This window comes from Mesorhizobium sp. M0227 (genome assembly GCF_040321855.1).
Lineage (GTDB): Bacteria > Pseudomonadota > Alphaproteobacteria > Rhizobiales > Rhizobiaceae > Mesorhizobium.
This window is the reverse complement of the sequence record NZ_JAMYSJ010000031.1, coordinates 41045-65791: the sequence shown is the minus strand read 5'-3', so window position 1 is coordinate 65791 and position 24747 is coordinate 41045. Positions and strand designations below refer to the sequence as shown.

Annotated in this window: 27 protein-coding genes; 16 read left to right on the top strand and 11 right to left on the bottom strand. The window is 62.4% G+C overall.

Features of this window, described 5'->3' with window-relative positions:
• Window positions 1-129 precede the first annotated feature (129 nt).
• The 5 genes from urtB (at window position 130) to NKJ00_RS28010 (ending at window position 4937) form a co-directional block, all read left to right on the top strand.
• On the top strand, window positions 130-1746 hold the full coding sequence (urtB, locus tag NKJ00_RS28030) for an urea ABC transporter permease subunit UrtB (RefSeq protein WP_352632036.1): 1617 nt from the start codon (window positions 130-132) through the stop codon (window positions 1744-1746).
• A complete protein-coding gene (urtC, locus tag NKJ00_RS28025) occupies window positions 1743-2975 on the top strand; it encodes an urea ABC transporter permease subunit UrtC (RefSeq protein ID WP_352632034.1) in 1233 nt (410 codons plus the stop codon). The genes urtB and urtC overlap by 4 nt, the downstream gene beginning before the upstream one ends.
• A 6-nt stretch (window positions 2976-2981) precedes the next feature.
• The gene (gene urtD / locus NKJ00_RS28020; protein ID WP_352632032.1) at window positions 2982-3728 is read left to right on the top strand and encodes an urea ABC transporter ATP-binding protein UrtD; all 747 of its coding nucleotides are present in this window, start codon (window positions 2982-2984) and stop codon (window positions 3726-3728) included.
• A gap of 69 nt (window positions 3729-3797) precedes the next feature.
• Window positions 3798-4493: an urea ABC transporter ATP-binding subunit UrtE gene (urtE, locus tag NKJ00_RS28015; protein WP_352632030.1), complete on the top strand. Its 696-nt coding sequence runs from the start codon at window positions 3798-3800 to the stop codon at window positions 4491-4493.
• Between the two features lie 267 nt (window positions 4494-4760).
• Entirely contained in the window at window positions 4761-4937 is a 177-nt protein-coding gene (locus NKJ00_RS28010) for a hypothetical protein (protein ID WP_023759335.1), read from the top strand.
• 138 nt (window positions 4938-5075) lie between these two features.
• Here NKJ00_RS28010 and NKJ00_RS28005 read toward each other — a convergent pair whose 3' ends face one another.
• From NKJ00_RS28005 to NKJ00_RS27970, 8 genes are all read right to left on the bottom strand, one after another.
• Window positions 5076-6227, bottom strand: coding sequence for a GGDEF domain-containing protein (locus tag NKJ00_RS28005; protein ID WP_023813005.1), 1152 nt, complete (start codon window positions 6225-6227; stop codon window positions 5076-5078).
• Window positions 6228-6342: 115 nt separating this feature from the next.
• Complete coding sequence (locus tag NKJ00_RS28000) at window positions 6343-7164, bottom strand: DUF72 domain-containing protein (RefSeq protein WP_023813004.1); 822 nt, start codon at window positions 7162-7164, stop codon at window positions 6343-6345.
• Between the two features lie 25 nt (window positions 7165-7189).
• Window positions 7190-7660 (bottom strand): GNAT family N-acetyltransferase, encoded by a 471-nt coding sequence (locus NKJ00_RS27995; RefSeq protein WP_023813003.1) that lies wholly within the window; start codon window positions 7658-7660, stop codon window positions 7190-7192.
• A gap of 31 nt (window positions 7661-7691) precedes the next feature.
• On the bottom strand, window positions 7692-10613 hold the full coding sequence (gene uvrA, locus NKJ00_RS27990) for an excinuclease ABC subunit UvrA (protein ID WP_352632028.1): 2922 nt from the start codon (window positions 10611-10613) through the stop codon (window positions 7692-7694).
• 714 nt (window positions 10614-11327) lie between these two features.
• Window positions 11328-11618 carry a hypothetical protein gene (locus NKJ00_RS27985; RefSeq protein ID WP_352612949.1) on the bottom strand — a complete coding sequence of 97 codons (291 nt, stop codon included), beginning with the start codon at window positions 11616-11618 and terminating at the stop codon, window positions 11328-11330.
• An 88-nt stretch (window positions 11619-11706) separates the two neighbouring features.
• The gene (locus tag NKJ00_RS27980; protein WP_127295901.1) at window positions 11707-12312 is read right to left on the bottom strand and encodes an ATP-dependent Clp protease proteolytic subunit; all 606 of its coding nucleotides are present in this window, start codon (window positions 12310-12312) and stop codon (window positions 11707-11709) included.
• A 24-nt stretch (window positions 12313-12336) separates the two neighbouring features.
• Window positions 12337-12840 carry an SRPBCC family protein gene (locus NKJ00_RS27975; protein ID WP_352612947.1) on the bottom strand — a complete coding sequence of 168 codons (504 nt, stop codon included), beginning with the start codon at window positions 12838-12840 and terminating at the stop codon, window positions 12337-12339.
• Entirely contained in the window at window positions 12837-13151 is a 315-nt protein-coding gene (locus tag NKJ00_RS27970) for an ArsR/SmtB family transcription factor (protein WP_013531836.1), read from the bottom strand. Before NKJ00_RS27970 ends, NKJ00_RS27975 begins: the two co-directional genes overlap by 4 nt.
• A 226-nt stretch (window positions 13152-13377) precedes the next feature.
• On the opposite strand from NKJ00_RS27970, the gene NKJ00_RS27965 reads away from it, so the two are divergent.
• On the top strand, window positions 13378-13899 hold the full coding sequence (locus tag NKJ00_RS27965; protein WP_127270744.1) for a single-stranded DNA-binding protein: 522 nt from the start codon (window positions 13378-13380) through the stop codon (window positions 13897-13899).
• A 117-nt stretch (window positions 13900-14016) separates the two neighbouring features.
• A complete protein-coding gene (locus NKJ00_RS27960) occupies window positions 14017-14442 on the top strand; it encodes an OsmC family protein (protein ID WP_023812998.1) in 426 nt (141 codons plus the stop codon).
• A 27-nt stretch (window positions 14443-14469) separates the two neighbouring features.
• Here NKJ00_RS27960 and NKJ00_RS27955 read toward each other — a convergent pair whose 3' ends face one another.
• Together NKJ00_RS27955 and NKJ00_RS27950 are read right to left on the bottom strand one after the other, a co-directional pair.
• Window positions 14470-15099, bottom strand: coding sequence for a MarC family protein (locus NKJ00_RS27955; protein ID WP_023670949.1), 630 nt, complete (start codon window positions 15097-15099; stop codon window positions 14470-14472).
• A gap of 146 nt (window positions 15100-15245) precedes the next feature.
• The gene (locus NKJ00_RS27950) at window positions 15246-15776 is read right to left on the bottom strand and encodes a hypothetical protein (protein WP_352632026.1); all 531 of its coding nucleotides are present in this window, start codon (window positions 15774-15776) and stop codon (window positions 15246-15248) included.
• A gap of 86 nt (window positions 15777-15862) precedes the next feature.
• Here NKJ00_RS27950 and NKJ00_RS27945 point away from each other — a divergent pair, with 86 nt between their 5' ends.
• Window positions 15863-16705, top strand: coding sequence for a helix-turn-helix transcriptional regulator (locus NKJ00_RS27945; protein WP_352632024.1), 843 nt, complete (start codon window positions 15863-15865; stop codon window positions 16703-16705).
• A gap of 202 nt (window positions 16706-16907) precedes the next feature.
• Window positions 16908-19709: a DNA gyrase subunit A gene (gene gyrA / locus NKJ00_RS27940; protein WP_352632022.1), complete on the top strand. Its 2802-nt coding sequence runs from the start codon at window positions 16908-16910 to the stop codon at window positions 19707-19709.
• A 69-nt stretch (window positions 19710-19778) separates the two neighbouring features.
• Here gyrA and NKJ00_RS27935 read toward each other — a convergent pair whose 3' ends face one another.
• Window positions 19779-19928 (bottom strand): hypothetical protein, encoded by a 150-nt coding sequence (locus NKJ00_RS27935; RefSeq protein ID WP_352632020.1) that lies wholly within the window; start codon window positions 19926-19928, stop codon window positions 19779-19781.
• 322 nt (window positions 19929-20250) lie between these two features.
• On the opposite strand from NKJ00_RS27935, the gene coaD reads away from it, so the two are divergent.
• The 7 genes from coaD (at window position 20251) to tgt (ending at window position 24745) form a co-directional block, all read left to right on the top strand.
• On the top strand, window positions 20251-20751 hold the full coding sequence (coaD, locus tag NKJ00_RS27930; RefSeq protein WP_023812993.1) for a pantetheine-phosphate adenylyltransferase: 501 nt from the start codon (window positions 20251-20253) through the stop codon (window positions 20749-20751).
• Window positions 20752-20860: 109 nt separating this feature from the next.
• Window positions 20861-21355, top strand: a complete 495-nt coding sequence (locus tag NKJ00_RS27925) for a peptidylprolyl isomerase (protein ID WP_245273275.1) — start codon at window positions 20861-20863, stop codon at window positions 21353-21355.
• Between the two features lie 41 nt (window positions 21356-21396).
• Window positions 21397-21909, top strand: a complete 513-nt coding sequence (locus tag NKJ00_RS27920) for a peptidylprolyl isomerase (RefSeq protein WP_023812991.1) — start codon at window positions 21397-21399, stop codon at window positions 21907-21909.
• Window positions 21910-21921: 12 nt separating this feature from the next.
• Entirely contained in the window at window positions 21922-22371 is a 450-nt protein-coding gene (locus NKJ00_RS27915; RefSeq protein WP_023812990.1) for a DMT family transporter, read from the top strand.
• Window positions 22371-23459: a tRNA preQ1(34) S-adenosylmethionine ribosyltransferase-isomerase QueA gene (queA, locus tag NKJ00_RS27910; RefSeq protein WP_023812989.1), complete on the top strand. Its 1089-nt coding sequence runs from the start codon at window positions 22371-22373 to the stop codon at window positions 23457-23459. Before NKJ00_RS27915 ends, queA begins: the two co-directional genes overlap by 1 nt.
• A complete protein-coding gene (locus NKJ00_RS27905) occupies window positions 23449-23622 on the top strand; it encodes a hypothetical protein (RefSeq protein WP_023812988.1) in 174 nt (57 codons plus the stop codon). Before queA ends, NKJ00_RS27905 begins: the two co-directional genes overlap by 11 nt.
• Complete coding sequence (gene tgt, locus NKJ00_RS27900) at window positions 23615-24745, top strand: tRNA guanosine(34) transglycosylase Tgt (RefSeq protein WP_128303591.1); 1131 nt, start codon at window positions 23615-23617, stop codon at window positions 24743-24745. Before NKJ00_RS27905 ends, tgt begins: the two co-directional genes overlap by 8 nt.
• Window positions 24746-24747 lie beyond the last annotated feature (2 nt).

Here is a 24747-nt window from a genome sequence, read left to right as displayed (position 1 = left end):
CGGCCGGGGCGGCCCCATCCCCCCAACACCTCCCCCCCCGCCGCCTCCCCACCCCCCCCCGCCCGCCGCCCGCGCCCCCCCCCCCCCCCCCCGACGCCCACTTCAACCTTCAGGGGTTACCAGAAACCGATGAACCTGTTTCGTACGATTGGTTTGACGCTGTTGTTCCTGCTGGCGACGCTGTCGTCTTCGGGCGCCGGCCAAGCCGATCTGCGCGGCATCATCGCCAAATTCGCCACGGCCAAGGGCTTTTCCGAGATCGGAGCCGTCGTCCACGAACTGGCTGCCGCCGGCGATCCGGCTGTAGAGCGGCCGCTTGCGGCACTTGCCGACGGCAACCTGTATGTCCGCAAGGCTGATTCCCTGGTGTTTGTCGGCAAGGAAGCGGGCGAAAGCGTCCAGCTTTCCGACCCGTTGAGCGGCGAGGCATCGGGCGAGGCGGCCAAGGACGGCATCACCAAGGTCAAGGTCAACAACACGCTGCGTCGCGTCATCCGAGATGCGTTGGGCACGCTGACGCTTGGCGCCAAGGATCCGGCCGTGCGCATTGCCGCCGCCGACACCATGTTCAAGACGCCCGACGCCGCAAACATCGGACCGCTCGACACGGCAATCGCCAGTGAGACCGTGGCCAGCGTCAAGGCGCTGCTCGAACAGGCTCGTGCCGCCTCCGTTCTGGTCTCCGACCGGCCTGAAGCCGACAAGCTCGCTGCAATTGCCCTGATCGGCGCGCGTGGCGACCGCGATGCGGTTTCCCTGCTCACCTCGGTCGAGGCGAAATCCACCGACGCGGTCAAGCAAGCGGCGACGACCGCAATCGCCAACATCAATTCGACGCTGGCCTTCTGGGATGCCGGGCAGAACATCTGGTACGGCATCTCGCTGGGCTCGGTGCTGCTGCTGGCGGCAATCGGCCTTGCCATCACCTTCGGCGTCATGGGCGTCATCAACATGGCGCATGGCGAGATGGTCATGCTCGGCGCCTACACGACCTTCGTCGTCCAGCAGGTGATCCGCACCTCCTTTCCCGGCCTGTTCGACTGGTCGCTGGTCATTGCGCTGCCGCTGGCTTTCCTCGTCGCGGCCCTGGTTGGCCTGATCATCGAGCGCGGCGTCATCCGTTTCCTCTATGGCCGGCCGCTGGAAACACTGCTGGCGACTTGGGGCGTCTCGCTGATCCTGCAGCAAGCGGTGCGTTCGATCTTCGGGCCAACCAACCAGGAGGTGGGCAACCCCTCGTGGATGTCGGGCTCGTTCAATGTCGGACAGTTGGCGATCACCTGGAACCGCCTGTGGATCCTGGTTTTCGCGCTCGCTGTCTTCGGCATCCTGCTCTACGTGATGAAGCGCACGCCCTGGGGCCTGCAGATGCGCGCCGTCACCGCCAACCGGCGCATGGCCGCCTCGATGGGCATCAGGACGCCTTGGGTCGACGCGCTGACTTTCGCGCTCGGCTCCGGCATTGCAGGCATTGCCGGTGTCGCGCTCAGCCAGATCGACAACGTCTCGCCCAATCTCGGTCGCGGCTACATCATCGACAGCTTCATGGTCGTTGTCTTCGGCGGCGTCGGCAATCTGTGGGGCACGCTGGTCGGCGCCTTCTCGCTTGGCATCGTCAACAAGTTTCTCGAGCCCTATGCGGGCGCGGTGCTCGGCAAGATCGTCGTGCTGGTGCTGATCATCCTGTTCATCCAGAAGCGCCCGCGCGGCCTGTTCGCGCTCAAGGGCAGGGCGGTGGAAGCATGATCACGGGACGCTTCTTTGCCGCCGGCGCGGACCGCCGCGTCGCCATCACGATCTTCATCCTGCTGGCGGTGGCCGTCATTGTGCCGCTGCTCAACCTTGCGGTGTCTCCCACCAGCGCCTTCTACGTCCCATCCTACATCGTCGCGCTCACCGGCAAATATCTTTGTTATGCGCTGCTCGCCTTGGCGCTCGATCTTGTCTGGGGCTATTGCGGCATACTCTCGCTCGGTCACGGCGCCTTCTTCGCGCTCGGCGGCTATGCGATGGGCATGTATCTGATGCGCCAGATCGGCTCACGCGGCGTCTACGGCAATCCCATCTTGCCCGACTTCATGGTGTTCCTGAACTACAAGGAATTGCCCTGGTTCTGGTACGGTTTCGACCATTTCTGGTTCGCCGGCCTCATGGTGCTCGCGGTGCCCGGCCTGCTCGCTTTCGTCTTTGGCTGGTTCGCTTTCCGCAGCCGCGTCACCGGCGTTTATCTCTCGATCATCACCCAGGCGATGACGTACGCGCTGCTGCTTGCCTTTTTTCGCAACGACATGGGGTTCGGCGGCAACAACGGCCTGACCGATTTCAAGGATATTCTCGGCTTCAACGTGCAGGCCGACGCGACGCGCTCGGCGCTGTTTGCCGCCAGCGCCGTGATGCTCGCGCTAGCCGTCTTTGTCACCTGGGCGATCGTCGGCTCCAAATACGGCAAGCTCCTGATGGCTGTGCGCGATGCCGAGAGCCGCACGCGCTTCCTCGGCTGGCGGGCGGAGAACGTAAAACTGTTCGCCTTCACCGTCTCGGCCGTCATGGCCGGCATAGCCGGCGCGCTCTACGTGCCGCAGGTCGGCATCATCAATCCGGGCGAGTTCGAGCCGGCCAATTCGATTGAAGTCGTCGTCTGGGCGGCTGTCGGCGGGCGAGGCACCATTGTCGGGCCGATCATCGGTGCGTTGCTGGTCAATGCCGGCAAATCTTGGTTCACCGGCGTGCTGCCGGAATTCTGGCTGTTTGCCTTGGGCGGGCTGTTCGTCGCCGTCACGCTTTTGCTGCCCAAGGGCATTATCGGCATGTGGGACAGCTGGCGCGGCAACGCCAGGGCGTTGCGGGCAGCTTCCGTCGCCGAGGAAGCCGGTAGCGACCCCGACGTCCCGCCGCCGGCGAAAATCGTTCGCAGCGAGGCGAGAAAGCCCGGCGACTGGTCCGCCAGCAACCCCGAGCCGCAGCCGGCGGAGTGAGCGACCATGTCAAAATCGAACACGATCCTTTATCTCGACGGCGTCTCGGTCTCCTTCGACGGCTTTCGCGCCATCAACAATCTGTCGCTGGTGCTCGACAAGGGCGAGATGCGCGCCATCATCGGCCCCAACGGCGCCGGCAAGACGACGATGATGGACATCGTCACCGGCAAGACGCGGCCCGACGAAGGCGACGTGTTCTTCGACGGCGAGGTCGATCTGACCAAGCATGATGAGGCCGAGATCGCCATGATGGGTATCGGCCGCAAGTTTCAGAAGCCGACCGTGTTCGAAAGCCACACGATCGAGGAAAACCTGATGCTGGCGCTGAAGGGGCCGCGCTCGATCTTTCCGGCGCTGTTCCATCGCCGCTCGGCCGCCGAGACGCGGCAGATCGATGATATCCTCGGCATCATCCGGCTTGGCGACAAGCGTGACGAACTGGCGGCCAATCTGAGCCATGGGCAAAAGCAGTGGCTCGAGATCGGCATGCTCTTGGCGCAGGACCCGAAACTGCTTCTGGTCGACGAACCGGTCGCCGGCATGACCGATGCCGAGACCGAGGAAACCGCGCGGCTGCTCAAGGATATTGCCCGCGACCATTCGGTCATCGTCGTCGAGCACGACATGCATTTCGTGCGCGAGCTCGGCGTCAAGGTCACCTGCCTGCATGAGGGCTCGGTGCTGAGTGAGGGCACACTCGATTTTGTGTCGGCCGACGAGCGTGTCGTCGAAGTCTATCTGGGGAGATGAGCATGGTCTGGCGGGTGCAATTCCATCACTTCGATCTGTCGTTCCTGCGGTTGTGGAAAAGGCGCTGACATGCTCGAAGTTTCTAATGCCACGCTGCACTACGGCGCCGCCCAGGCGCTGCGCGGCGTGTCGCTGAAGGCAGGCGCCGGCAAGATCACCTGCGTGCTCGGCCGCAATGGCGTCGGCAAGACCAGTTTGATGAGATCGATCGTCGGCCATCACCGGCTGACGAGCGGAAGCGTTGCCTTCGAGGGGAAGGCGCTCGACCGGAGCGCGGCGTATGACCGCGCCCGGTCGGGCATCGCATTCGTACCGCAGGGCAGGGAGGTCTTTCCGCTGCTCACCGTGCGGGAGAACCTGGAATCAGGCTTTGCGCCGCTGAAACGGGCCGACCGCAACATTCCGGCGCATGTCTTCGAATTGTTCCCGGTGCTGAAGCAGATGCTCGGCCGTCGCGGTGGCGATCTTTCCGGCGGCCAGCAGCAGCAGCTCGCCATCGGCAGGGCATTGGTGATGCGGCCGAAGCTGCTGGTGCTCGACGAGCCGACCGAAGGCATCCAGCCGTCGATCATCAAGGACATCGGCCGCGCCATCCGCTACCTGCGCGACCAAGCCGGCATCGCCGTGCTTGTGGTCGAACAATATCTCGATTTCTGCCGCGAACTCGCCGACGAGGTCAACATCATGGACCGGGGCGTGATCGTCCATACCGGTCCGGCGGAAGATCTGGACCGTGCCGATGTCCGGAAGTTCCTGACGGTGTAGAATCGCCGCCGCACTTCAGTTGACGATCCGAAGTCCTTGCCAAGTCCAATATTTCTCCGGCCCTGCATCAGCGTCTCTGGTGCATCGGCAACTGCGTGCTAGTCTTTTCCTAGGCTTTTGTGAGTCGGCCGCTTCCGTACCAGTCTGGTTTATCGCAGATCGAGCCGCGGCTATCACCGGCAAGTCTCACGCAAGCAAGGCTTCCTAGCTTCTCTCCTGCGATCTTTGTCGTTCAACGCGTTTGGGCACACAGGCTAAGGGACAGCCATGGAACGTTACGTCGAGGACTACCAGAAGCGGCGGCTTACCGAGCGCGTCGATATCATCACTGCCATCAACATCTTGAAGTCCCAAGGCTACGGCCATGACGACCTGATCGAGGAGATCACCAAGGTCTTCTATGTCGACCTGGATGCATTCAATGAAATCGTGATGGCGGCGTAGAGCAATTCTGGGAAAAGTGCGAAGCGCTTTCCCTGGACAATTGCATCAGGGTTAGAGCAGCTCGCCGTTTCCTTGAAACGGTGAAATGCTCTGGAAGTCGCACCGCTCATCGTGATCGTGCCTGCCACAGATGCGCGATCAGCCTGCGCGCCTGAACGGAGAGGCGGTGACGCGGTTGCGGCCACCGCGCTTGGCGTCGTAGAGCGCCTTGTCGGCGGTATTGAGCACCTTGTCGAAGCCGAGACCTTCCTTGGTGCCGAAAGCAAATCCGGCACTGACCGTGCATATCAGCGAGCCTGTCTCGGTTTCGATGCGGTGCGCGGCAAAAGCTGTCCGTATGGCCTCGGCGGTGGCCTCCACCGTTTCGGGCAAGGTCCGCTTCAGCACCAGCGCGAATTCCTCGCCGCCCATGCGCGCGGCGACGTCGCCCGGGCGGAGATTGCCGGCGAGTTCCCGTGCGAACACCTTCAGCACCTCATCGCCGGCGGCGTGGCCGAATTCGTCGTTGACGGCCTTGAAGTTGTCGAGATCGAAGACGACCACCGCCGTGAAGGCGCCGACCGGCGCATCGCCGTGCAGGTCGAACAGGGCGCGGCGGTTGAGCAGGCCGGTCAGCGGGTCGGTCAGGGCATTGTGGCGGTGATGCCGGGCCAGACGTCCCTGGTTCAGGGCCAGGGAAAGCGCCCCGATCCCGGTCATGCTGGCGATGACGATGATGAGGCTCAGTTCCTCGGCCCAGTTGCTTGGCGCATGTCCAAGGACCAGCTTTCCATCCAAGGCTAGAACCATGGCGCAGAGAGCGAAGGATGCGGCCGTGGCGGAATAGAGCGCGGTGATACCGATCGTCAGGGCAGGGGCTTCGTCGCGGCCTTTCCAGTATTCGACCGCCGTTGCGAACAGAAGCAAGGCGGCGAAGGCATTTTCGAACATGAAGCCCAGCCCGTCATAGCCTAGAGCCATCGGAGGCAACGTCACGGCCAGCGAAATGGCGCTGCCAAGCACCGTTCGCGGCACTGGCGAGCCGCCGGTTCTGAACTGGTAGGCCGCGCCCAGCATTGTCGAGAAACCGAGCAGGAGGAAAGCCAGCGTGGCGATGCCGAGCAGGCGCCCGGGCATATCGATATAGGCGTCATAGACAAAAATATCGCCGACCACGAACACCAGACTGATCGCCCATGTCAGCAGGAATTTCTCCGAGCGAGCGGTCAGCCACATGCCAAACAATGTCAGGCTCAGGCAGGCAGCGGAAAAACCGACAGCCAGCAGAAGTGAAGTGTAGTCGAGCGACATGCCCCTCGTCCTTGCCCGCGGCGGCCCAAATCTGCGACTGGTTCGGCTGGATTCATGCAGCAAGGAGGTATCGATAAGGTTACGACGGTAGCGAAGATGCCATGATTCCGCTGCGTCAGGGCACCGGCTGACCCTGGTCCACTCGCTTCATCAGTGCCATGGCGCCGAACGGCGCGCGCACCTTGCCCTCGGTGATGAAGTAGACGAACACGTCGCGCGGCTTGACCGGCGCATCGGTGGCGGGGTCGGCGCGCCGCAGGTCGGCCGGCTGCTTGCCTTGCGCCCAAATCTTTACCCGCGCGGCCCATTCATCGAGGCCTTTCGGCGTGTAGCAGTCGGGATTGTCATCGCTGCCGGTCTGCAGCCGGGCGTAGACGAAATCACCGGTGACATCGGCGATGTCGGGATATTTGGCATGGTCGGCGTAAACGATCGCGGCCTTGTATTTTCGGGCAAGTGCTGCGAATTCCGGCACGACAAAACTGTCGTTGCGGACTTCGAGCGCATGGCGCAGCCCAACGCCGTCCTGCTTTTCCGGCAGCAGTTTCAAAAAGGCTTCGAAATCGTCCGGATCGAATTTCTTGGTCGGCGCGAACTGCCACAGGATCGGCCCGAGCTTTTCACCGAGCGCGGCAACACCCGAGCCGAGGAAGCGCATCATCGATTCGCCGGCCTCGCCGAGCACGCGCCGGTTGGTGACGAAGCGGTTGCCCTTTAGCGAGTACACGAAACCGTCCGGCGCCTCGTTGGCCCATTTAACGAAGGTCGGCTCCTTGAAGCTGGAATAGTAAGTGCCGTTGACCTCGATGCTCGGCACCTGGCGAGTGGCGTAGTTCAGCTGCTTGGCCTTGGGAAGCTTGTCGGGATAGAAGGACGTATCCCAGGGCTCGAAGGTCCAGCCGCCCATGCCGGCGCGGATTGTTCCCGATGTGCTCATTGTCATCCTCCCAGTGCTGAAAAAATCAGGCCGCGGTGGTCTCATCGACGACTTTTGCCATGTCGACGAGCACCCATCCCGGCCGGTAGGGATTGGGCCGGCGACCCGTTTCGTGGAAACCGTAGGCCAGATAGAGCGCGATGTTCCGCTCCATCCTGGCGTTGGTGTAAAGCCGCACCTCGGGCAAGCGCCACAGCCGCGTCTGTTCGTCCGCGTGTTTGAGCAACGCAATACCGAAGCCTTTGCCCTGAAAGTCAGGAGAGACCGCGACGGAGAAGATCATCGCGTGATCGTCGTGCCGTTCCAGTGTGAGTACTCCGGCAATTTCGCTGCCGCTTTCCAACACCCACACCTCGCCGCGCGCGATGCGCGGCGTATAGTCTTCGGTGACTGGGATCGGCGGTGCGCCTAACAGTGCAGTGTAAGGCGCATAGGCCGCTTCCGTCAGCGAGACGACAGTTTGGAGATCACCGGCAAGCGCTCTTCTGATTTTCATTCAAAAGCTCTCCAGGCGCCAACCGGTCCGATCACTCCGCCGCTTCGCGCTTGCCTCCGGGGCGCCGCTCCAGAAGCTCCTTGAGGAACTGGCCGGTGTAGCTGCGCTTCTCGCGCACGATTGCTTCCGGCGTGCCGGAGGCAACCAGTTCGCCGCCGCCGTCGCCGCCTTCGGGGCCGAGGTCGAGCACCCAGTCGGCGGTCTTGATCACTTCGAGATTGTGCTCGATGACCACCACCGTGTTGCCCTGGTCGACCAGTTCATGCAGCACTTCCAACAGCTTGGCGACGTCGTGGAAATGCAGCCCGGTGGTCGGCTCGTCGAGGATATAGAGCGTCTTGCCAGTTGCCTTGCGCGACAGTTCCTTGGCGAGCTTGATGCGCTGCGCCTCGCCGCCGGACAGCGTCGTCGCCTGCTGGCCGATGTGGATGTAGCCGAGGCCGACCTGCTTCAGCGTTTCGAGCTTGTCGCGCACGCCGGGCACGGCGGCGAAGAAGTCGACGCCTTCCTCGACCGTCATGTCGAGCACGTCGGCGATCGACTTGCCCTTGAACACGACATCGAGCGTCTCTCTGTTGTAGCGCTTGCCGTGGCAGACGTCGCAGGTGACGTAGACGTCGGGCAAAAAGTGCATCTCGATCTTGATGACGCCGTCGCCCTGGCAGGCCTCGCAGCGGCCGCCCTTGACGTTGAAGGAGAAGCGTCCCGGCTGGTAGCCGCGCGCCTTGGCTTCGGGCAGGCCAGCGAACCAGTCGCGGATCGGCGTGAAGGCGCCGGTATAGGTGGCGGGATTCGAACGCGGCGTGCGACCGATCGGCGACTGGTCGATGTCGATGACCTTGTCGAGGAATTCGAGGCCCTCGATGCGGTCGTGGTCGGCCGGATGTTCGCGCGAGCCCATGATGCGGCGCGAGGCAGCCTTGAACAGCGTCTCGATCAGGAAGGTCGACTTGCCGCCGCCGGACACGCCGGTGACGGCGGTGAAGGTGCCGAGCGGTATTTCGGCGGTGACGTTCTTCAGATTGTTGCCGCGCGCGCCGACGATCTTCAGGCGGCGGTTCTTCTTCGCTTCACGTCGCACGCCGGGCGTCGCCACTTCGAGCGCGCCCGACAGGTATTTGCCGGTGATCGAATTGGGATTGGCCATCACCTGCTGCGGCGTGCCCTGGGCGATGATCTCGCCGCCATGGATGCCGGCGGCCGGGCCCATGTCGACGACATAGTCGGCATGCAGGATGGCGTCCTCGTCATGCTCGACGACGATCACCGTGTTGCCGATGTCGCGCAGATGCTTCAGCGTATCGAGCAGACGGGCATTGTCGCGCTGGTGCAGGCCGATCGATGGCTCGTCCAGCACATAGAGCACACCGGTAAGACCCGAGCCGATCTGCGACGCCAGCCGGATGCGCTGGCTCTCGCCGCCCGACAGCGTGCCGGAATTGCGCGACAGCGTCAGATAGTCGAGCCCGACATCGTTGAGGAAGCGCAGCCGCTCGCGGATCTCCTTCAAGACCCGCACCGCGATCTCGTTCTGCTTGTCGTTGAGCGACGCAGGCAGGTCGGTGAACCACTGGTCGGCCTTGCGGATGGAAAGTTCGGTGACTTCGCCGATGTGCTTGCCGGCGATTTTCACCGCCAGCGACTCGGGCTTCAGCCGATAGCCCTTGCAGACCGGGCAAGGCGTCGCCGACATGAAGCGCTCGATTTCCTCGCGCATCCAGGCGGATTCAGTCTCTTTCCAGCGCCGCTCGAGATTGGGGATGACCCCTTCGAAAGTCTTTGTCGTCTTGTAGGAGCGCAGGCCGTCATCATACTGGAAGGTGATCTCGCGCTCGCCGGTGCCGCGCAGAATGGCTTCCTGGGCCTCTTCGGTCAGGTCTTTGAACTTGTCGCCGAGCTTGAAGCCATAGGCCTTGCCCAGCGCTTCCAGCGTCTGCGCGTAATAGGGTGAGGTCGACTTCGCCCACGGGCTGACGGCGCCGTCGCGCAGCGAGATGTTCTCGTCCGGCACGATCAGATTGCCATCGATGGCGCGCTGGCTGCCGAGACCGTCGCAGGTCGGGCAGGCGCCGAACGGGTTGTTGAACGAGAACAGCCGCGGTTCGATTTCCGGAATGGTGAAGCCGGAGACCGGGCAAGCGAACTTTTCCGAGAACAGGATGCGCTCATGCGTCTCGTTCTTCGACTTGTTGACCGAATCCTCGCCGGTCTGGCTGGCATCGAGCGGCTTGTCGGCGAATTCGGCGACCGCCAGCCCATCGGCCAGCTTCAGGGCGGTCTCGATGGAATCGGCAAGCCGCGTCGCCAGATCGCCGCGCACGACGATGCGGTCGACGACGACGTCGAGGTCATGCTTGTACTTCTTGTCCAGCGCCGGCACGTCGGCGATTTCGTAGAAGACGCCATCGACCTTGACGCGCTGAAAGCCCTTTTTTTGCAACTCCAGCAATTCCTTGCGGTATTCGCCTTTGCGGCCGCGCACCATCGGCGCCAGGATGAACAGGCGCGTGCCTTCCTCGATCGCCAGTACGCGGTCGACCATCTGCGAAACCGTCTGGCTCTCGATCGGCAGGCCGGTGGCCGGCGAATAGGGGATGCCGACGCGCGCAAAAAGCAGCCGCATATAGTCGTAGATCTCGGTGACGGTGCCGACCGTCGAACGCGGGTTCTTCGAGGTGGTCTTCTGCTCGATGGAAATGGCGGGCGACAGGCCGTCGATCTGGTCGACGTCAGGCTTCTGCATCATCTCAAGGAATTGCCGCGCGTAGGCCGACAGGCTTTCGACGTAGCGGCGCTGGCCTTCGGCATAGATCGTGTCGAAGGCAAGCGATGACTTGCCGGACCCCGACAGGCCGGTCATGACAATCAGGCTGTCACGCGGCAAGTCGAGATCGACATTCTTCAGATTGTGTTCGCGCGCCCCGCGAATGGAAAGATATTTATGGTCGGCCATAGCCGGTCGCCGCCTCAGAATCTGGAATTTCCTGGAATGGCGGGTTTTCCCGGCCATCCCCTATGTAGGTAGTTTTGCCGCCACGTCGAGAGACGCCACAATTCCCGACCAAAGCGTTTAACCGTCTTTCGCGTGAACGGGCAAGCGGAAAGAACAAAGGCCGAACACGCTCCTGACAAAGCTGTGCAAAAGCTGACCTGCACGTAACCTCCCGGCGATCACATTTTTCGGTAACCGGCTATTGATGGTTGACGCCACCAGCTGACGGGAGCAGTCTCCAGCAGTCAACGAAGACGGCCGTCTTTCGATGGCCTCGCCGCCCAAAGGCGGCCTGCGAGACGCCGCAGGCATTTGCGATTTGTGCTTCGTGACGACAACGTCGCAATGGACAAAGGAGCGGAGCTATGACGCCACCGGATCGTCCCATAGGGTTCCAGTTGTTACTGGAGCGGCGGCAGGCATAAGTGCCAGGGTTTAGCGTTTTCGCCACCCGACAAACCGTGACCTGCCATATCCCCGTAAAAATCAGAGACTGTTAGTCGGATCGTCGGTTGAACGCCGCGTTGCATCCGAAATCAAATGCCGGCAGTACACTCCCGGTAGAGATTGGATTTGAGATCCAAAAAGGCCCCGTCCGTTTGCGCAAAGCACGGCGGGGCCGTTTTCATGTGCGGATTGTCTGTTTGGCGCAACGCAGCACGCGCCGACAGACTGTCAGTGGCGCGGCGGCCCGATCGAGCCGGCGCCGACATCGACGGTGATGCTGCCGGAAATCCTGACATCCGTATCGCCGATCTTGAACTGGCCGTTGCCGGGAAACGCGTCGTCGGACTCCGGAGCCGGCTTGGCGATGCGGTAGTCACCGGTTACGCCGGGCAGGGCGCCTTTTTGCGTTGACGGCGAACTGTCTTCGGCAAGTGCCGCGCCGCTGGTGAGGCCCCCAATGGCGAGCGCTATAACGGCGATGACGCGGTGCAATGATCTGGACTGATGAGTGTCGGTCATCCCAAGACTATAGTGGCGCGCCGCCGATGGAACCAGACCGGCATCGTCAAATCTTCGACAGCCGGACGTACTCCGATCCGGCCCTGGCTCACGCCGCCTTTTTTCGCGTGTCGAAAACATGGTCGACGATGCCCCATGCCTGGGCCTCGCGGGCGGTCATGAAGTGGTCGCGGTCCAGCGTGCGCTCGACCTCTTCATAGCTGCGGCCGCAATGCTGCGCGTAGAGTTCGGCCATGTGCCGTTTCGTCCGGCCGATGCGCTCGGCATGGCGCTGGATGTCGGAGGCCTGGCCCTGGAAGCCGCCCAGCGGCTGGTGCAGCAGGATGGTGGCGTTCGGCAGGGAAATTCGGCGCCCCGGTGTGCCTGCCATCAGCAGGAACGAGCCCATCGATGCGGCAAAGCCCATGCATACGGTCGACACCGGGCAGCTGATGTATTGCATTGTGTCGTAGATGGCGAAGCCGCTGGTGACCACGCCGCCCGGCGAGTTGATGTAGAGCGAGATCTCCTTGTCGGGATTGTCCGATTCCAGCGACAGAAGCTGCGCGCAGACCAACGCCGAGATGTCGTCGTTGATCTCACCGTTGATGAAGATGATGCGCTCGCGCAGCAGCCGCGAAAAGATGTCGAAGGCGCGCTCGCCGCGGCTCGATTGCTCGATAACCATCGGCACCAGACTGGCAACACCGCTCATTATCTCTCTCCGTCCGTTTTGTTTTCAGGCCGCGCGAAGCAGGAGGCGAGGCGTGTTTGCGGCGATTGGCTTAGATGACCTGTTTGCACCGAGCGAAACCCGGCAGCCGGCGCCTGCCATGGCGACGGCAGGCATGGCCTTGCGGGCAAAGCCGTCATGGACGACACGCAGATGCGTGCCGCCGGAAACGGTTCGGGCAAGTGTGAAGGTGACAATGCTGTCCAATGGGCTGTCGAGCGGATCCTGCCGCGCGGCGTCGCCTGGCTGCTCCCGCCAGGAATAGCGCAGCAGCTTCTCGGGATCGGCGTCGAGGATTTCGCATTCGATCGACGCGCCCGTTCCGGCGAAGGCAAAACGGTTGCCGATCTCGGGTCTCATGTCGTTCGGCATCATCCAGGCGGCCAGCAATTCCGGTACGGTCAGGGCCCGCCATACCTTTTCCGGCGGCTCGGCAAGCTCGTACTCGAACTCGAGCGCATCCGGGGCGTCGCTTTGACCGTTGTTGGTCGTTGATCCCGCCTTCTTCATTGATCCATGTCCTTCAAAACCGCCTTCAGCCTTTCGATGCGTTCCGGCCAGAAGGTCCGGTAGCGTTCGATCCAGGAGAGCAAGGGGGCGAGCCCCTGCGGATCGGCGCGGTAATAGGCGTTGCGGCCGGCTCGCCGCTCGACCACCAGCCCGGCGCCACGCAGCACCGCCAGATGCTGCGACACCGCGGGCTGCGACACCGTCATCCCGGTGCGCAATTCCGACACGCTCATCTCGCCGGCGGCCAGCCGCTCAAAGACGGCGCGGCGCGTCGGGTCGGCCAGTGCGCGAAAAATCTCTGCTTCGATCATGCCAAAAGCATAAGTGCATACTTATCGATTTGGCAAGCGGTCTTTTCGAGCCCATATGATCGGCTTCGGCATTGCTGCCATTCCTTGACAATAAACAGCGATGCGGATAAGAACGAAAAGGGAACAAAAACCTTGTGGGTAAAGGCAGCCATGGCAAGCGGCGATCGCCTGCAACCTGTAAGGTGCTGCGACAAAAATTTGTTTCGGATGAGCGCGGAGAAATATCATGGCGGGTAGCGTCAACAAGGTCATTCTGGTCGGCAATCTCGGCGCGGATCCCGAAATCCGTCGCCTGAATTCGGGTGAACCGGTCGTCAACATCCGCATCGCCACATCGGAAAGCTGGCGCGACAAGAATTCCGGCGAACGCAAGGAAAAAACCGAGTGGCACAACGTCGTCATCTTCAATGAGGGCATCGCCAAGGTGGCGGAGCAGTATCTGAAGAAGGGCATGAAGGTCTATGTCGAGGGCCAGTTGCAGACGCGCAAATGGCAGGACCAGACCGGTGCCGACAAGTACACGACGGAAGTCGTGCTGCAGAAATTCCGCGGTGAGCTGCAGATGCTAGACGCACGCGGACAGGGCGAGGGCGGTCAGGTCGGCGGCTATACCGGTGGCGGCAGCAGCCGTGGTTCCGATTTCGGCCAGTCCAGCCCGAGCGAAGGCTTCAATCGCGGTGGTGGCGGTGCCAAGAGCGGCGGCGGTGGCGGTTCGTCGCGCGAATTGGATGACGAAATCCCGTTCTGATCGCAACAGTTATGTCAGACACAGTGCCCCGAGAGTCATTCATGGACTTTCGGGGTTTTGCATCATGATTGAGGTTGACCGGGCCGATCAAGGAAATACGGTGAAAGGACGAGTTCGGTGAAAGCACGCGTAAAGTGGGTCGAGGAGCGCACCTTCGTCGGGGAATCCGGCAGCGGTCACAAGGTCGTGCTCGGAACAGCGCACGGATCGGAAGGCAAGACGCCGGGTCCAAGCCCGATGGAGCTGGTGCTGATCGGCACCGGTGGCTGTTCGGCCTATGATGTCGTGCATATCCTCGAAAAAGGCCGCGAGGCGGTCGAGGACTGCGTCGTCGAACTCGACTCCGACCGGGCCGAAACCGAGCCCAGGGTTTTTACACGCATCCATATGCATTTCGTCGTCAAGGGCAGGGCACTCTCCAGCGACAAGGTGAAACGCGCGATCGACCTTTCGATCGAAAAATATTGCTCGGCGTCTGCGATGCTGGCCAAGACCGCGACGATTACCCACGATTTCGAAGTGATCGACACGACTGTGAAATAGGGCCGGCTTCGGCGGCAGCTCGTCGCGTTACCCCGCCATCAGCGCCTTGATGCCATCGGCCACGAATTGCACGGCCAGTGCCGCCAGGATGACGCCAAGCAGCCGGGTCAGGATCGAACGACCAGTCTGGCCGAGGATGCGGTCGATGCGTTCCGACAGCACGAACACCAGATAGGTGATGGCGAGGCAGACGAAGATGATGCCCACCAGGGCGGCCTGCGCGGCAAATCCCTGAAATGAACCGGAAAGCAGCACCGTCGCCGAAATCGCGCCGGGGCCGGCGATCAGCGGGATCGCCAGCGGGAAGGCGGCGATGTTGTGGATCATGTCCTTGGTGATGGCGACGTCGCCGATCTTCTCCTTACGGTCCTGCCGGCGCTCGAACACCATCTCGAAGGCAATGAAGAACAGCAGGAAACCGCCGGCGACGCGGAAGGCCGGCAACGTTATGCCGAACACCGACAGGATCGATGCGCCGGCAACCGCAAACAGCGCCATCACCAGGAAGCCGATGATCGAGGCACGGACGGAAACCTGCTGGCGCTCCTCGCGGTTCATGCCGCGCGTTACGGCCAGGAACAGTGGCGCCAGGCCAGGCGGATCGATGGTCACGAGAATGGTGACGAAGGCGTTGAACAGGCTGTCGAAACTCGGCATCTCTGACCCTCCCGCCGGGCCGTGCCCGGACAGAATATTGGTAGAGCAAAGCCCGGTCGGTGGGAACTGTCAGCGGGAAAGTGGTTGATGCCGGCGCAAAGGATCGCGACGCTTTTATTCTGGGCTGCTGCTGCATTCCTCGGCGATCAAACCTCTCGGCGCGCCAGGAACTCGACTTCCAGCCGCCATGTCGCGCCATTGTCTTGCGAGCGTTCGCCCAGCCATCGGAAGGAGTTTTCGGTGATGCGTGAAAAGCTCCAGCGTACTGAACTGCCGATGCCGTCGGCGCCCACTTGCACGATCGTGTCACCCTCGGCGCGGCCGAGCTGGCGGCTGAAATACTGGTTGCGCGGGTCGCTCCAGAAGATGTGCCAGGCATCCGCGCCGGGATCATAGACGCGCAGCGTCGTGCCATAAAAAGTCCATTTGCCGAGCGAAGGCTGGGAACCAGTGTCCCGCGCGGGCAGGATCCACACGTCCTGAATCGCCCGGCCTTCCAGCACCCAGCCGAAATGCACCTCGCCACGCCCTGTCAGCACCGTACCGTCCTCGAGATGGCGCGAGGCGTTGAAAGTCCAGGCGCCGACGAAGCGGCCGTAAAGGCTCAGTTTTTCGGCAAGCCCTTCGATCGGTCCGGGGCTATGCAGGGCTTCGGCAAACGAGGATTGATCGAACATGGTTGTGGCCTCTTCTTGTCAGGAGACTGGGAGGGAGTAGGCGGTGATGGGGTTCTGGGCTTGGGAAAAATTGCTATATTTCGTCCATGACAGCGACAACGCATACGCTTGCATCCGGCCCCGGCTGGCGCGTGACGGACGTGATCTGCTCGGCCGGCGCTGGCGATCGGCCGTTCGAGGAAGCTCATCAGGATTTCTGTGTGGCCGCCGTCACCAGCGGCACGTTCCGCTACCGCGCGCAACAAGGTACGGCAATGCTGGCGCCCGGCGCCCTCCTGCTCGGCAATCCCGGCACATGTTACGAGTGCGGGCATGAACATGGCAGCGGCGACCGTTGCCTGTCGTTTCATTTCGGGCCGTCCTACCTGGAACGGATCGTGGCTGGCGTGCCGGGCGCCAGGAAGCTGGCCTTCGCCACACCGCGCCTGCCGCCTTTGCCGGTGCTGGCGCCACTGCTGGCCGAGGCGGAAGCCGCGCGCGAGACTGCCGACCTGGATGCCTTCGAGGAACTTTCCCTGCGCATAGCCGGTGCCGCCGCGACGGCTGCCGCCGGAGCCACGCATGTCAGGCGCGCGCCGAGCCGCCGCGATCAGAAACGGGTAGCCGAGGCAGTGCGGCGGATCGAACTGGACGCCGATGGGCCGGTCTCGCTTTCAGCACTTGCCGATGAGACGGCGACCAGTCCGTATCATTTCCTGCGCATTTTCCGGCAGGTCGCGGGCATGACGCCCTATCAGTTCCTGCTCAAGCTCCGGTTGCACAGGGCCGCGGTGCGGCTACGCATGTCGAACGATACGGTCTCGGCGATCGCCTTCGAGGCCGGCTTCAACGATCTGTCGACCTTCAATCGTCGTTTTCGGCGGATCATGGGGGAGACGCCGGGCCAGTATCGCAGCCGCCGTGGCGCACAGGCCGTTTCTGCTTCGTGAATCGGCCCCGTGCCCGCAAAGGCACACACGCAGGCTTTTGCGAGAGGGCGGCGAAAACCGCCTTGGCCATATCGTCGCAATCAGCGGTATCCATTTGAAATTACCATCAAAAATGACACTGGAAAAGTGCCGTGAAGGTTGGAGTTTCGGGCTTGCTTCCTATATAAGCACCAAGTGATTCCTGATTAGATTGTGATCCGATTTGACCGACCAGAAGACACCGCGCGGCGCCGACGGCGGCCCCACCGGCATCGAGCCGATATCCATCGTCGAGGAGATGCAGCGCTCCTATCTCGATTACGCCATGAGCGTCATCGTCAGCCGTGCGCTGCCGGACGTGCGCGACGGCCTCAAGCCGGTGCATCGCCGCATTCTCTTCGCCGCCCATGAGAGCGGTTACCACTGGAACCGCAAATATGTGAAGTCGGCGCGTCCTGTCGCCGACGTGATGGGTAAATACCATCCGCATGGCGACGCCTCCATCTATGATGCCTTGGTGCGCATGGCACAGGACTGGTCGCTGCGCGTTCCGTTGATCGACGGGCAGGGCAATTTCGGCTCGATCGACGGCGATCCGCCTGCGGCGATGCGCTACACGGAAGCGCGCCTGACCAAGGTCGCGCACGAGCTCCTGGAGGATATCGACAAGGATACAGTCGATTTCCAGGACACTTATGACGCGTCGGGCAGCGAACCGAAGGTTCTGCCGGCACGGTTTCCCAACCTTTTGGTCAACGGCTCGGGCGGCATCGCCGTCGGCATGGCGACCAACATCCCGCCGCACAATCTCAGCGAAATCTGCAACGGCGCCATTGCCCTAATCGACAATCCGGCGATCGACCTGCCGGCGTTGATGGAGATCATTCCGGGACCGGATTTCCCGACCGGCGGCATCGTGCTTGGCCGTTCGGGCATCTACAACGCCTATTCGACCGGCCGTGGCTCCATCGTCATGCGCGGCAAGGTCAACATCGAACAGCGCGGCAATGACCGCGAGTCGATCATCATCACCGAAGTTCCCTACCAGGTGAACAAATCGTCGATGATCGAGAAGATGGCTGAACTGGTGCGCGACAAGCGTATCGAGGGCATTTCCGATATCCGCGACGAGAGCGACCGCCAGGGCTACCGCGTCGTCATCGAGTTGAAGCGCGACGCCGTTGCCGACGTCATCCTCAACCAGCTCTATCGCTTCACGCCGCTGCAGACCTCTTTCGGCGCCAATATGGTGGCACTGAATGGCGGCAAACCGGAAGTGATGAACCTGACCGATATGCTGAAGGCGTTCGTCGCCTTCCGCGAGGAGGTGATCACAAGGCGGACAAAATTCCTGCTGCGCAAGGCGCGCGACCGCGCCCATGTGCTGGTCGGTCTCGCCATCGCCGTCGCCAATATCGACGAGATCATCAAACTGATCCGCACCGCTCCGGATCCGCAGACAGCGCGTGAGCAGTTGATGGAGCGGCGCTGGCCCTCTGGCGACGTGGAATCTCTGATCCTCCTGATCGATGACCCGCGTCATCGGATCAATGAAGACGGCACCTACAATCTGTCAGAGGAACAGGCGCGCGCCATCCTCGAACTGCGCCTGCAGCGCCTGACCGCGCTCGGCCGCGACGAGATCGCCGACGAGTTGAACACGATCGGCGCTGAAATCATTGATTATCTGGACATTTTGTCGTCCCGAGCGCGTGTCCAGAAGATCGTCAAGGACGAGCTTGCCGCCGTGCGCGACGAGTTCGGCACGCCGCGCCGCACCGAACTCACCGACGGCGGTTCGGACATGGAAGACGAGGATCTGATCCAGCGCGAGGACATGGTCGTGACGGTGAGCCATTCCGGCTACATCAAGCGTGTGCCGCTGTCGCTCTACCGGGCGCAGCGCCGCGGCGGCAAGGGCCGCTCCGGCATGTCGACCAAGGAAGAGGATTTCGTCACCCGGCTGTTCGTCGCCAACACCCATACACCGGTGCTGTTCTTTTCCTCGCGCGGCATCGTCTATAAGGAAAAGGTCTGGCGGCTGCCGATCGGCAATCCGCAATCACGCGGCAAGGCGCTGATCAACATGCTGCCGCTGGAGCAGGGCGAGCGCATCACCACCATCATGCCGCTGCCCGAGGACGAGGCCAGCTGGAGCGAACTCTACGTGATGTTCGCCACCACACGTGGCACCGTGCGCCGCAACGATCTATCCGACTTCGTCCAGGTCAACCGCAATGGCAAGATCGCCATGAAGCTGGAGGAAGAAGGCGACGAGATCCTCGGCGTCGAGACCTGCACCGACAAGGACGACGTGCTGCTGACCGCCAGTTCCGGCCAGTGCATACGCTTCTCCGTCGGCGACGTGCGCGTCTTCCAGAGCCGCAATTCGGTCGGCGTGCGTGGCATAACCATGGCCGAGACCGACCGCATCATCTCGATGTCGGTGATAGAGCATGTCGATGCTTCGCCGGCGGAACGCGCCGCTTACCTGAAGCGCGCGGCGGTGGAGCGGCGTCTTGCCACAGAAACGGCCGGCGAAGAGGAAGAGATCGCGCTGACCAATGAGGAGATCGGCGAGGAGACGGAGCTTTCCGAAAGCCGATACGAAGAGCTCAAGGCGCACGAACAATACGTGCTGACGGTGACCGAGTTCGGCTACGGCAAGCGTTCGTCGTCTTATGATTTCCGGCTGACTGGACGCGGCGGCAAAGGCATCCGCGCCACCGACGTGTCGAAGGCAGCCGAGATTGGCAGGCTGGTGGCGACGTTCCCGGTCGGCAATGACGACCAGATCATGCTGGTGTCGGACGGCGGCACCGTCATCCGGGTGCCGGTCAACGGCATCCGTTTCGCCAGCCGCGCCACCAAGGGCGTGACCATCTTCAACACGGCTGAAGGTGAAAAGGTGGTTTCGGTCGAGCGGATATCGGAACCGCAAGCGGACGAAGAAAGCGACGAGACGGTCGAGGGCGGTCCCGATGCCGCTCCGGCGCCTGACGCCGGTCCGGAGGGTACGGACTAAGTCCGGCACCCAGGTTTTGACATGGCAACGCCGGCCAGTTGGCCGGCGCAGCAGCAAATCAGGCTTTATCTAGTGACGATATGGCTTGCGCGGGCCGAAGCCTTCGAAGCGCTTGGTGTTTGCCTTGACGCGGATGCGTTGTGCCTCGTGATGCAGCCCAAAGACGGTGGCGATCAGCATGGCGACGGTCATTGCGGTGGCGAGCATGTAGATCAGCATGTGCGTGTTCTCCTGCGCCTAACAACGGATAGATGGGATTTTGGTTTCATCTTATTAAGGTGCAACCTAGTGAACGCTGCGTGAAGGCTTCGTGATCAGCGTGTTCATCTGTCGTTCATGTGCCGGAAAAGGTTCATGGCCGGCGCGCCGATCGGATTTGCCTTTGCGAGAGAGGCTCGCTAGAGCCTGTTCCATCTTGATGGACGGAAGATGGAACAGGCTCCAGCTTTCATTTGAGCATGATCTCTAGGACAAACGAAAAACCGTTTGTCCGCAAAAACCGGTTTCCACTTTTTGGGATCATGCATTAGAAGCACCAGCCATGACTGAACGCATCGCCCTCTATGCCGGCTCCTTCGACCCGCTGACCAACGGCCATCTCGATGTGCTGAAGGCCTCGCTGGCCGTGGCCGATATCGTTTATGCGGCGATCGGCATCCATCCGGGCAAGCAGCCGCTGTTTTCCTTCGAGGAGCGGGTGAAGCTGATCGAGACGGCGACGAAGACGGAATTCGGCAGCGATGGTGCCCGCATCAAGGTCGTCGCCTTCGACGGGCTGGTCATCGACGCCGCCAGGAAGCACGGCGCCTCGATCATGATCCGCGGCCTGCGCGACGGCACCGACCTCGACTATGAGATGCAGATGGCCGGCATGAACGAGACCATGGCGCCTGAACTGCAGACGGTTTTTCTGCCCGCCAGTCCTTCGGTACGCACCATTACCGCCACACTTGTCCGCCAGATTGCCTCGATGGGCGGCGACATTCGCCCCTTCGTGCCGGCGGCGGTTGCCGGCGCGCTCACAGCCAAGTTCAAGAAGTAAGTTTTCGGAGAAAACCATGCAGCTGAAAAAGCTAGCCTCGTTCCTTGTCGTGCTCGCCGGTCTTGTGGCTGCGTCGGTCTCGGCTTTCGCCGCCGACCCGGAAAACACAATGATCATCACGCTGAAGGACGGCGACGTCACCATTGCGCTGAGGCCCGATCTGGCGCCAAAGCATGTCGAGCAGATCAAGAAGCTGGTGCGCCAAGGCGCCTATGACAACGTCGCCTTCCACCGCGTCATCGACGGCTTCATGGCGCAGACCGGCGACGTCAAGTTCGGCAATATGAAAAAGGGTTTCAGCGCCGAGGCCGTTGGCACCGGCGGTTCCGACCTGCCCGACCTGCCCGCCGAATTCTCACAGACCGAACATTATAAGCGCGGCGTGGTCGGTATGGCCCGCTCGCAGGACCCCAATTCGGCCAATTCGCAGTTCTTCATCATGTTCGCTCCGGCACCGCCCCTCGATGGCCAGTACACGATCGTCGGCAATGTCGTCAGCGGCATGGAACTGGTGGATCACATCAAGAAGGGCGACCAGGCGGACAACGGCACGGTCACCGATCCCGACCGGATGATCAAGGTGCGCATCGCCGCCGACAAGTAAATTGTCGAATAACTCTGTTTTTCTGAAAAAGGATATCTGACATGGCCGAAATCAAGGACCGCGAGAACGCGCTCATCATGGAAACGACCAAGGGCAATGTGGTCATCGAACTTTTCCCCGACCTGGCGCCGGGCCATGTCGCCCGCATCAAGGAACTGGCCAGGGAAGGCGCCTATGACGGCGTGGTCTTCCACCGCGTTATCGAGGGTTTCATGGCGCAGACCGGCGACGTCAAGTTCGGCAATTCCAGCAAGCATTCCTTCGCGCCGTCCCGCGCGGGCATGGGCGGCTCTGAAAAGCCGGATTTGAAGGCTGAATTCTCCAACGCCAACCATGCTCGCGGCACCTGCTCGATGGCCCGTTCGCAGAACCCGAACTCGGCCAATTCGCAGTTCTTCATCTGCTTCGACGATGCCGCCTTCCTCAATCGTCAGTACACGGTCTGGGGCCAGGTCATCGAAGGCATGGACAATGTCGACAAGATCAAGCGCGGCGAGCCGGTGCAGGATCCCGACAAGATCGTCTCGCTGAAGGTCGCGGCCGACGTCAAGTAAGGGCAAACGACAATGATGGGCGTCGTCTGGTCGCTTCTCGGCATCCTGTCCGGCGCCTTCATTGCCATTCAGGCGCCGATCAATTCGCAACTGGCGCGCGGCCTGGGCCTCCCGGTCGCGGCGGCTGCGTTTTCGTTCCTGTCGGGCGCGATCGTGCTCGGCATTATTTCCGTCACGGTGGTGAAGCTGCAGGGCATCTCGCTCGACTGGAAGGCGCCGGCGCCCTGGCTGTTCGTGGCCGGCGGCATGCTGGGCGGTTTCTATGTCACGCTGTCGACGATTCTCACGCCACGCATGGGTGCGGCCGCGCTGATGGCGTTTCTGGTCGCCGGCCAGTTGCTGGCCGGCATGCTCATCGACCGCATCGGCTTCCTCGGCGTCGCGGTGCGTGAAATCTCGCTCGGTCGCATCGCCGGCGCGGTGCTGCTGCTGGTCGGAGCGCTGCTCGTCCGGCTCTACTGATGCGCGTCGATCTCTTTGACTTCGATTTGCCGGAGGAGCGCATCGCGCTTCGCCCGGCGGAGCCGCGCGACAGCGCCAAGATGCTGGTGGTCAAGCCGGGCGAGGCGCTCGACGACCGGACGGTTGGCAACCTGCCATCGTTGCTCAGGGCCGGCGACGTGCTGGTGTTCAACGACACCAAGGTCATTCCAGCGCAGCTCAAAGGCATCCGGCGGCGGGGTGAGGCGACGGCGCAGGTCGAAGCCACGCTGCATATGCGCATGGCGCCGGACCGCTGGCTGGCCTTCATGCGGCCGGGCAAGCGCATCGCAGCCGGCGACCGTATCCATTTCGGCCATGACGGCAATTCCTGTTTCCTCGGTCAGCTCGACGCCACGGTGATCGAGAAAGGCGAGGGCGGCGAAGCGCTGCTTGACTTCGATCTGTCGGGGCCGTTCCTCGACGAGGCGCTGCACGCGGTCGGCCACATTCCGCTGCCGCCCTACATCGCCTCGAAACGCGACGACGACGAACGCGACCGGGCCGACTACCAGACCATCTATGCAAGCGAGGAAGGCGCCGTTGCGGCTCCGACAGCGGGCCTGCATTTCACGCCGGAGCTTTTTGCAGCGCTTGACAGCAAGGGCATCGAACGCCGCTTCGTCACCTTGCATGTCGGCGCAGGCACGTTCCTGCCGGTGAAGGCGGACGATACCGCCGACCACAAGATGCATGCCGAGACCGGTTCGGTCAGCGAAGCCACTGCGGACGCCCTGAATGCCGCAAGAGCAAGGGGCGGGCGCATCGTCGCTGTCGGCACGACCTCGCTGCGTCTGCTGGAGAGTGCGGCGCGTGAGGACGGTACTCTGGCTGCGTGGTCCGGTCCGACCGATATCTTCATCACGCCCGGCTACCGTTTTCGCACCGCCGACGTGCTGATGACCAATTTCCATCTGCCGCGCTCGACGCTGTTCATGCTGGTCTCGGCCTTCAGCGGCCTCGGCACGATGCGCGCGGCCTATGCGCATGCCATCGAGAGCCGCTACAGATTCTATTCCTATGGCGACGCAAGCCTGCTTTTCCGAGCGGAGACGAGCGATGGACGATGATCTGCAAGCCTTTGACCGTGATGCGCTGGTCGCGGAAGTGAAAAAACTGCGCGCGGGCATTCGCCAGCACCGCGATTCCACCATGCGCGGCATCCACTACCGCCAGTCGCTTGACAATCAGGCGCCGGACGCCCCGGTCCACGACAAGGAATTCAATGGCTAAGCCGTTCAGCTTCAAGGTTCTGGCAACCGACGGCAAGGCGCGACGCGGCGTGATCGACATGCCGCGCGGCGAAATCCGCACGCCGGCCTTCATGCCGGTCGGCACCGGCGGCACCGTCAAGGCGATGTATATGGACCAGGTGCGCGGTGTCGGCGCCGACATCATCCTGGGCAACACCTATCATCTGATGCTGCGGCCCGGCGCCGAGCGCGTCGCGCGGCTCGGTGGCCTGCACGAGTTCGCCCGCTGGCCGCATCCGATTCTGACCGACAGCGGTGGTTTCCAGGTGATGTCGCTGTCGAAGCTGAGAAAGCTGACCGAAAAGGGCGTCACCTTCCGTTCGCATATCGATGGCGCTGCCTACGAGATGTCGCCGGAGCGGTCGATCGAGATCCAGGGACTGCTTGATTCCGACATCCAGATGCAGCTCGACGAATGCACGGCGCTGCCGGCCGAGATGAAGGAGATCGAGCGCGCCATGGAGCTGTCGCTGCGTTGGGCCGAGCGCTGCAAGACGGCGTTCGGCGATCAGCCGGGCAAGGCGATGTTCGGCATCGTGCAAGGCGGCGACAACGCAGCGCTCAGGGTGCGTTCGGCGCAGGCGCTGAGCGCGATGGAGCTGAAGGGCTACGCGGTTGGCGGCCTGGCCGTCGGCGAGCCGCAAGCGGTGATGCTCGAAATGCTCGACATCACCTGTCCGGAATTGCCAGCGGACAAGCCGCGCTATCTGATGGGCGTCGGCACGCCTGACGATATCCTGAAATCGGTGGCGCGCGGCATCGACATGTTCGACTGCGTAATGCCGACGCGGGCCGGCCGCCATGGTCTTGCCTATACCAGGCGCGGCAAGGTCAATCTGCGCAACGCCCGCCATGCCGATGATCCGCGTCCATTGGACGAGGAGAGCGACTGCCCGGCGGCCCGGGACTACTCACGCGCCTATCTCCACCATCTGGTGCGCTCGCAAGAGGCGCTCGGCGCCATGCTTTTGACTTGGAACAACCTGTCCTACTACCAGAAACTGATGCAGGACATCCGCGCTGCGATCGAGGCCGGCACCTTCGAGGCGCGCGGCGCGGAAATCACCGAGGGCTGGGAGAGGGGCGATATCCCGTTGCTGTGAGG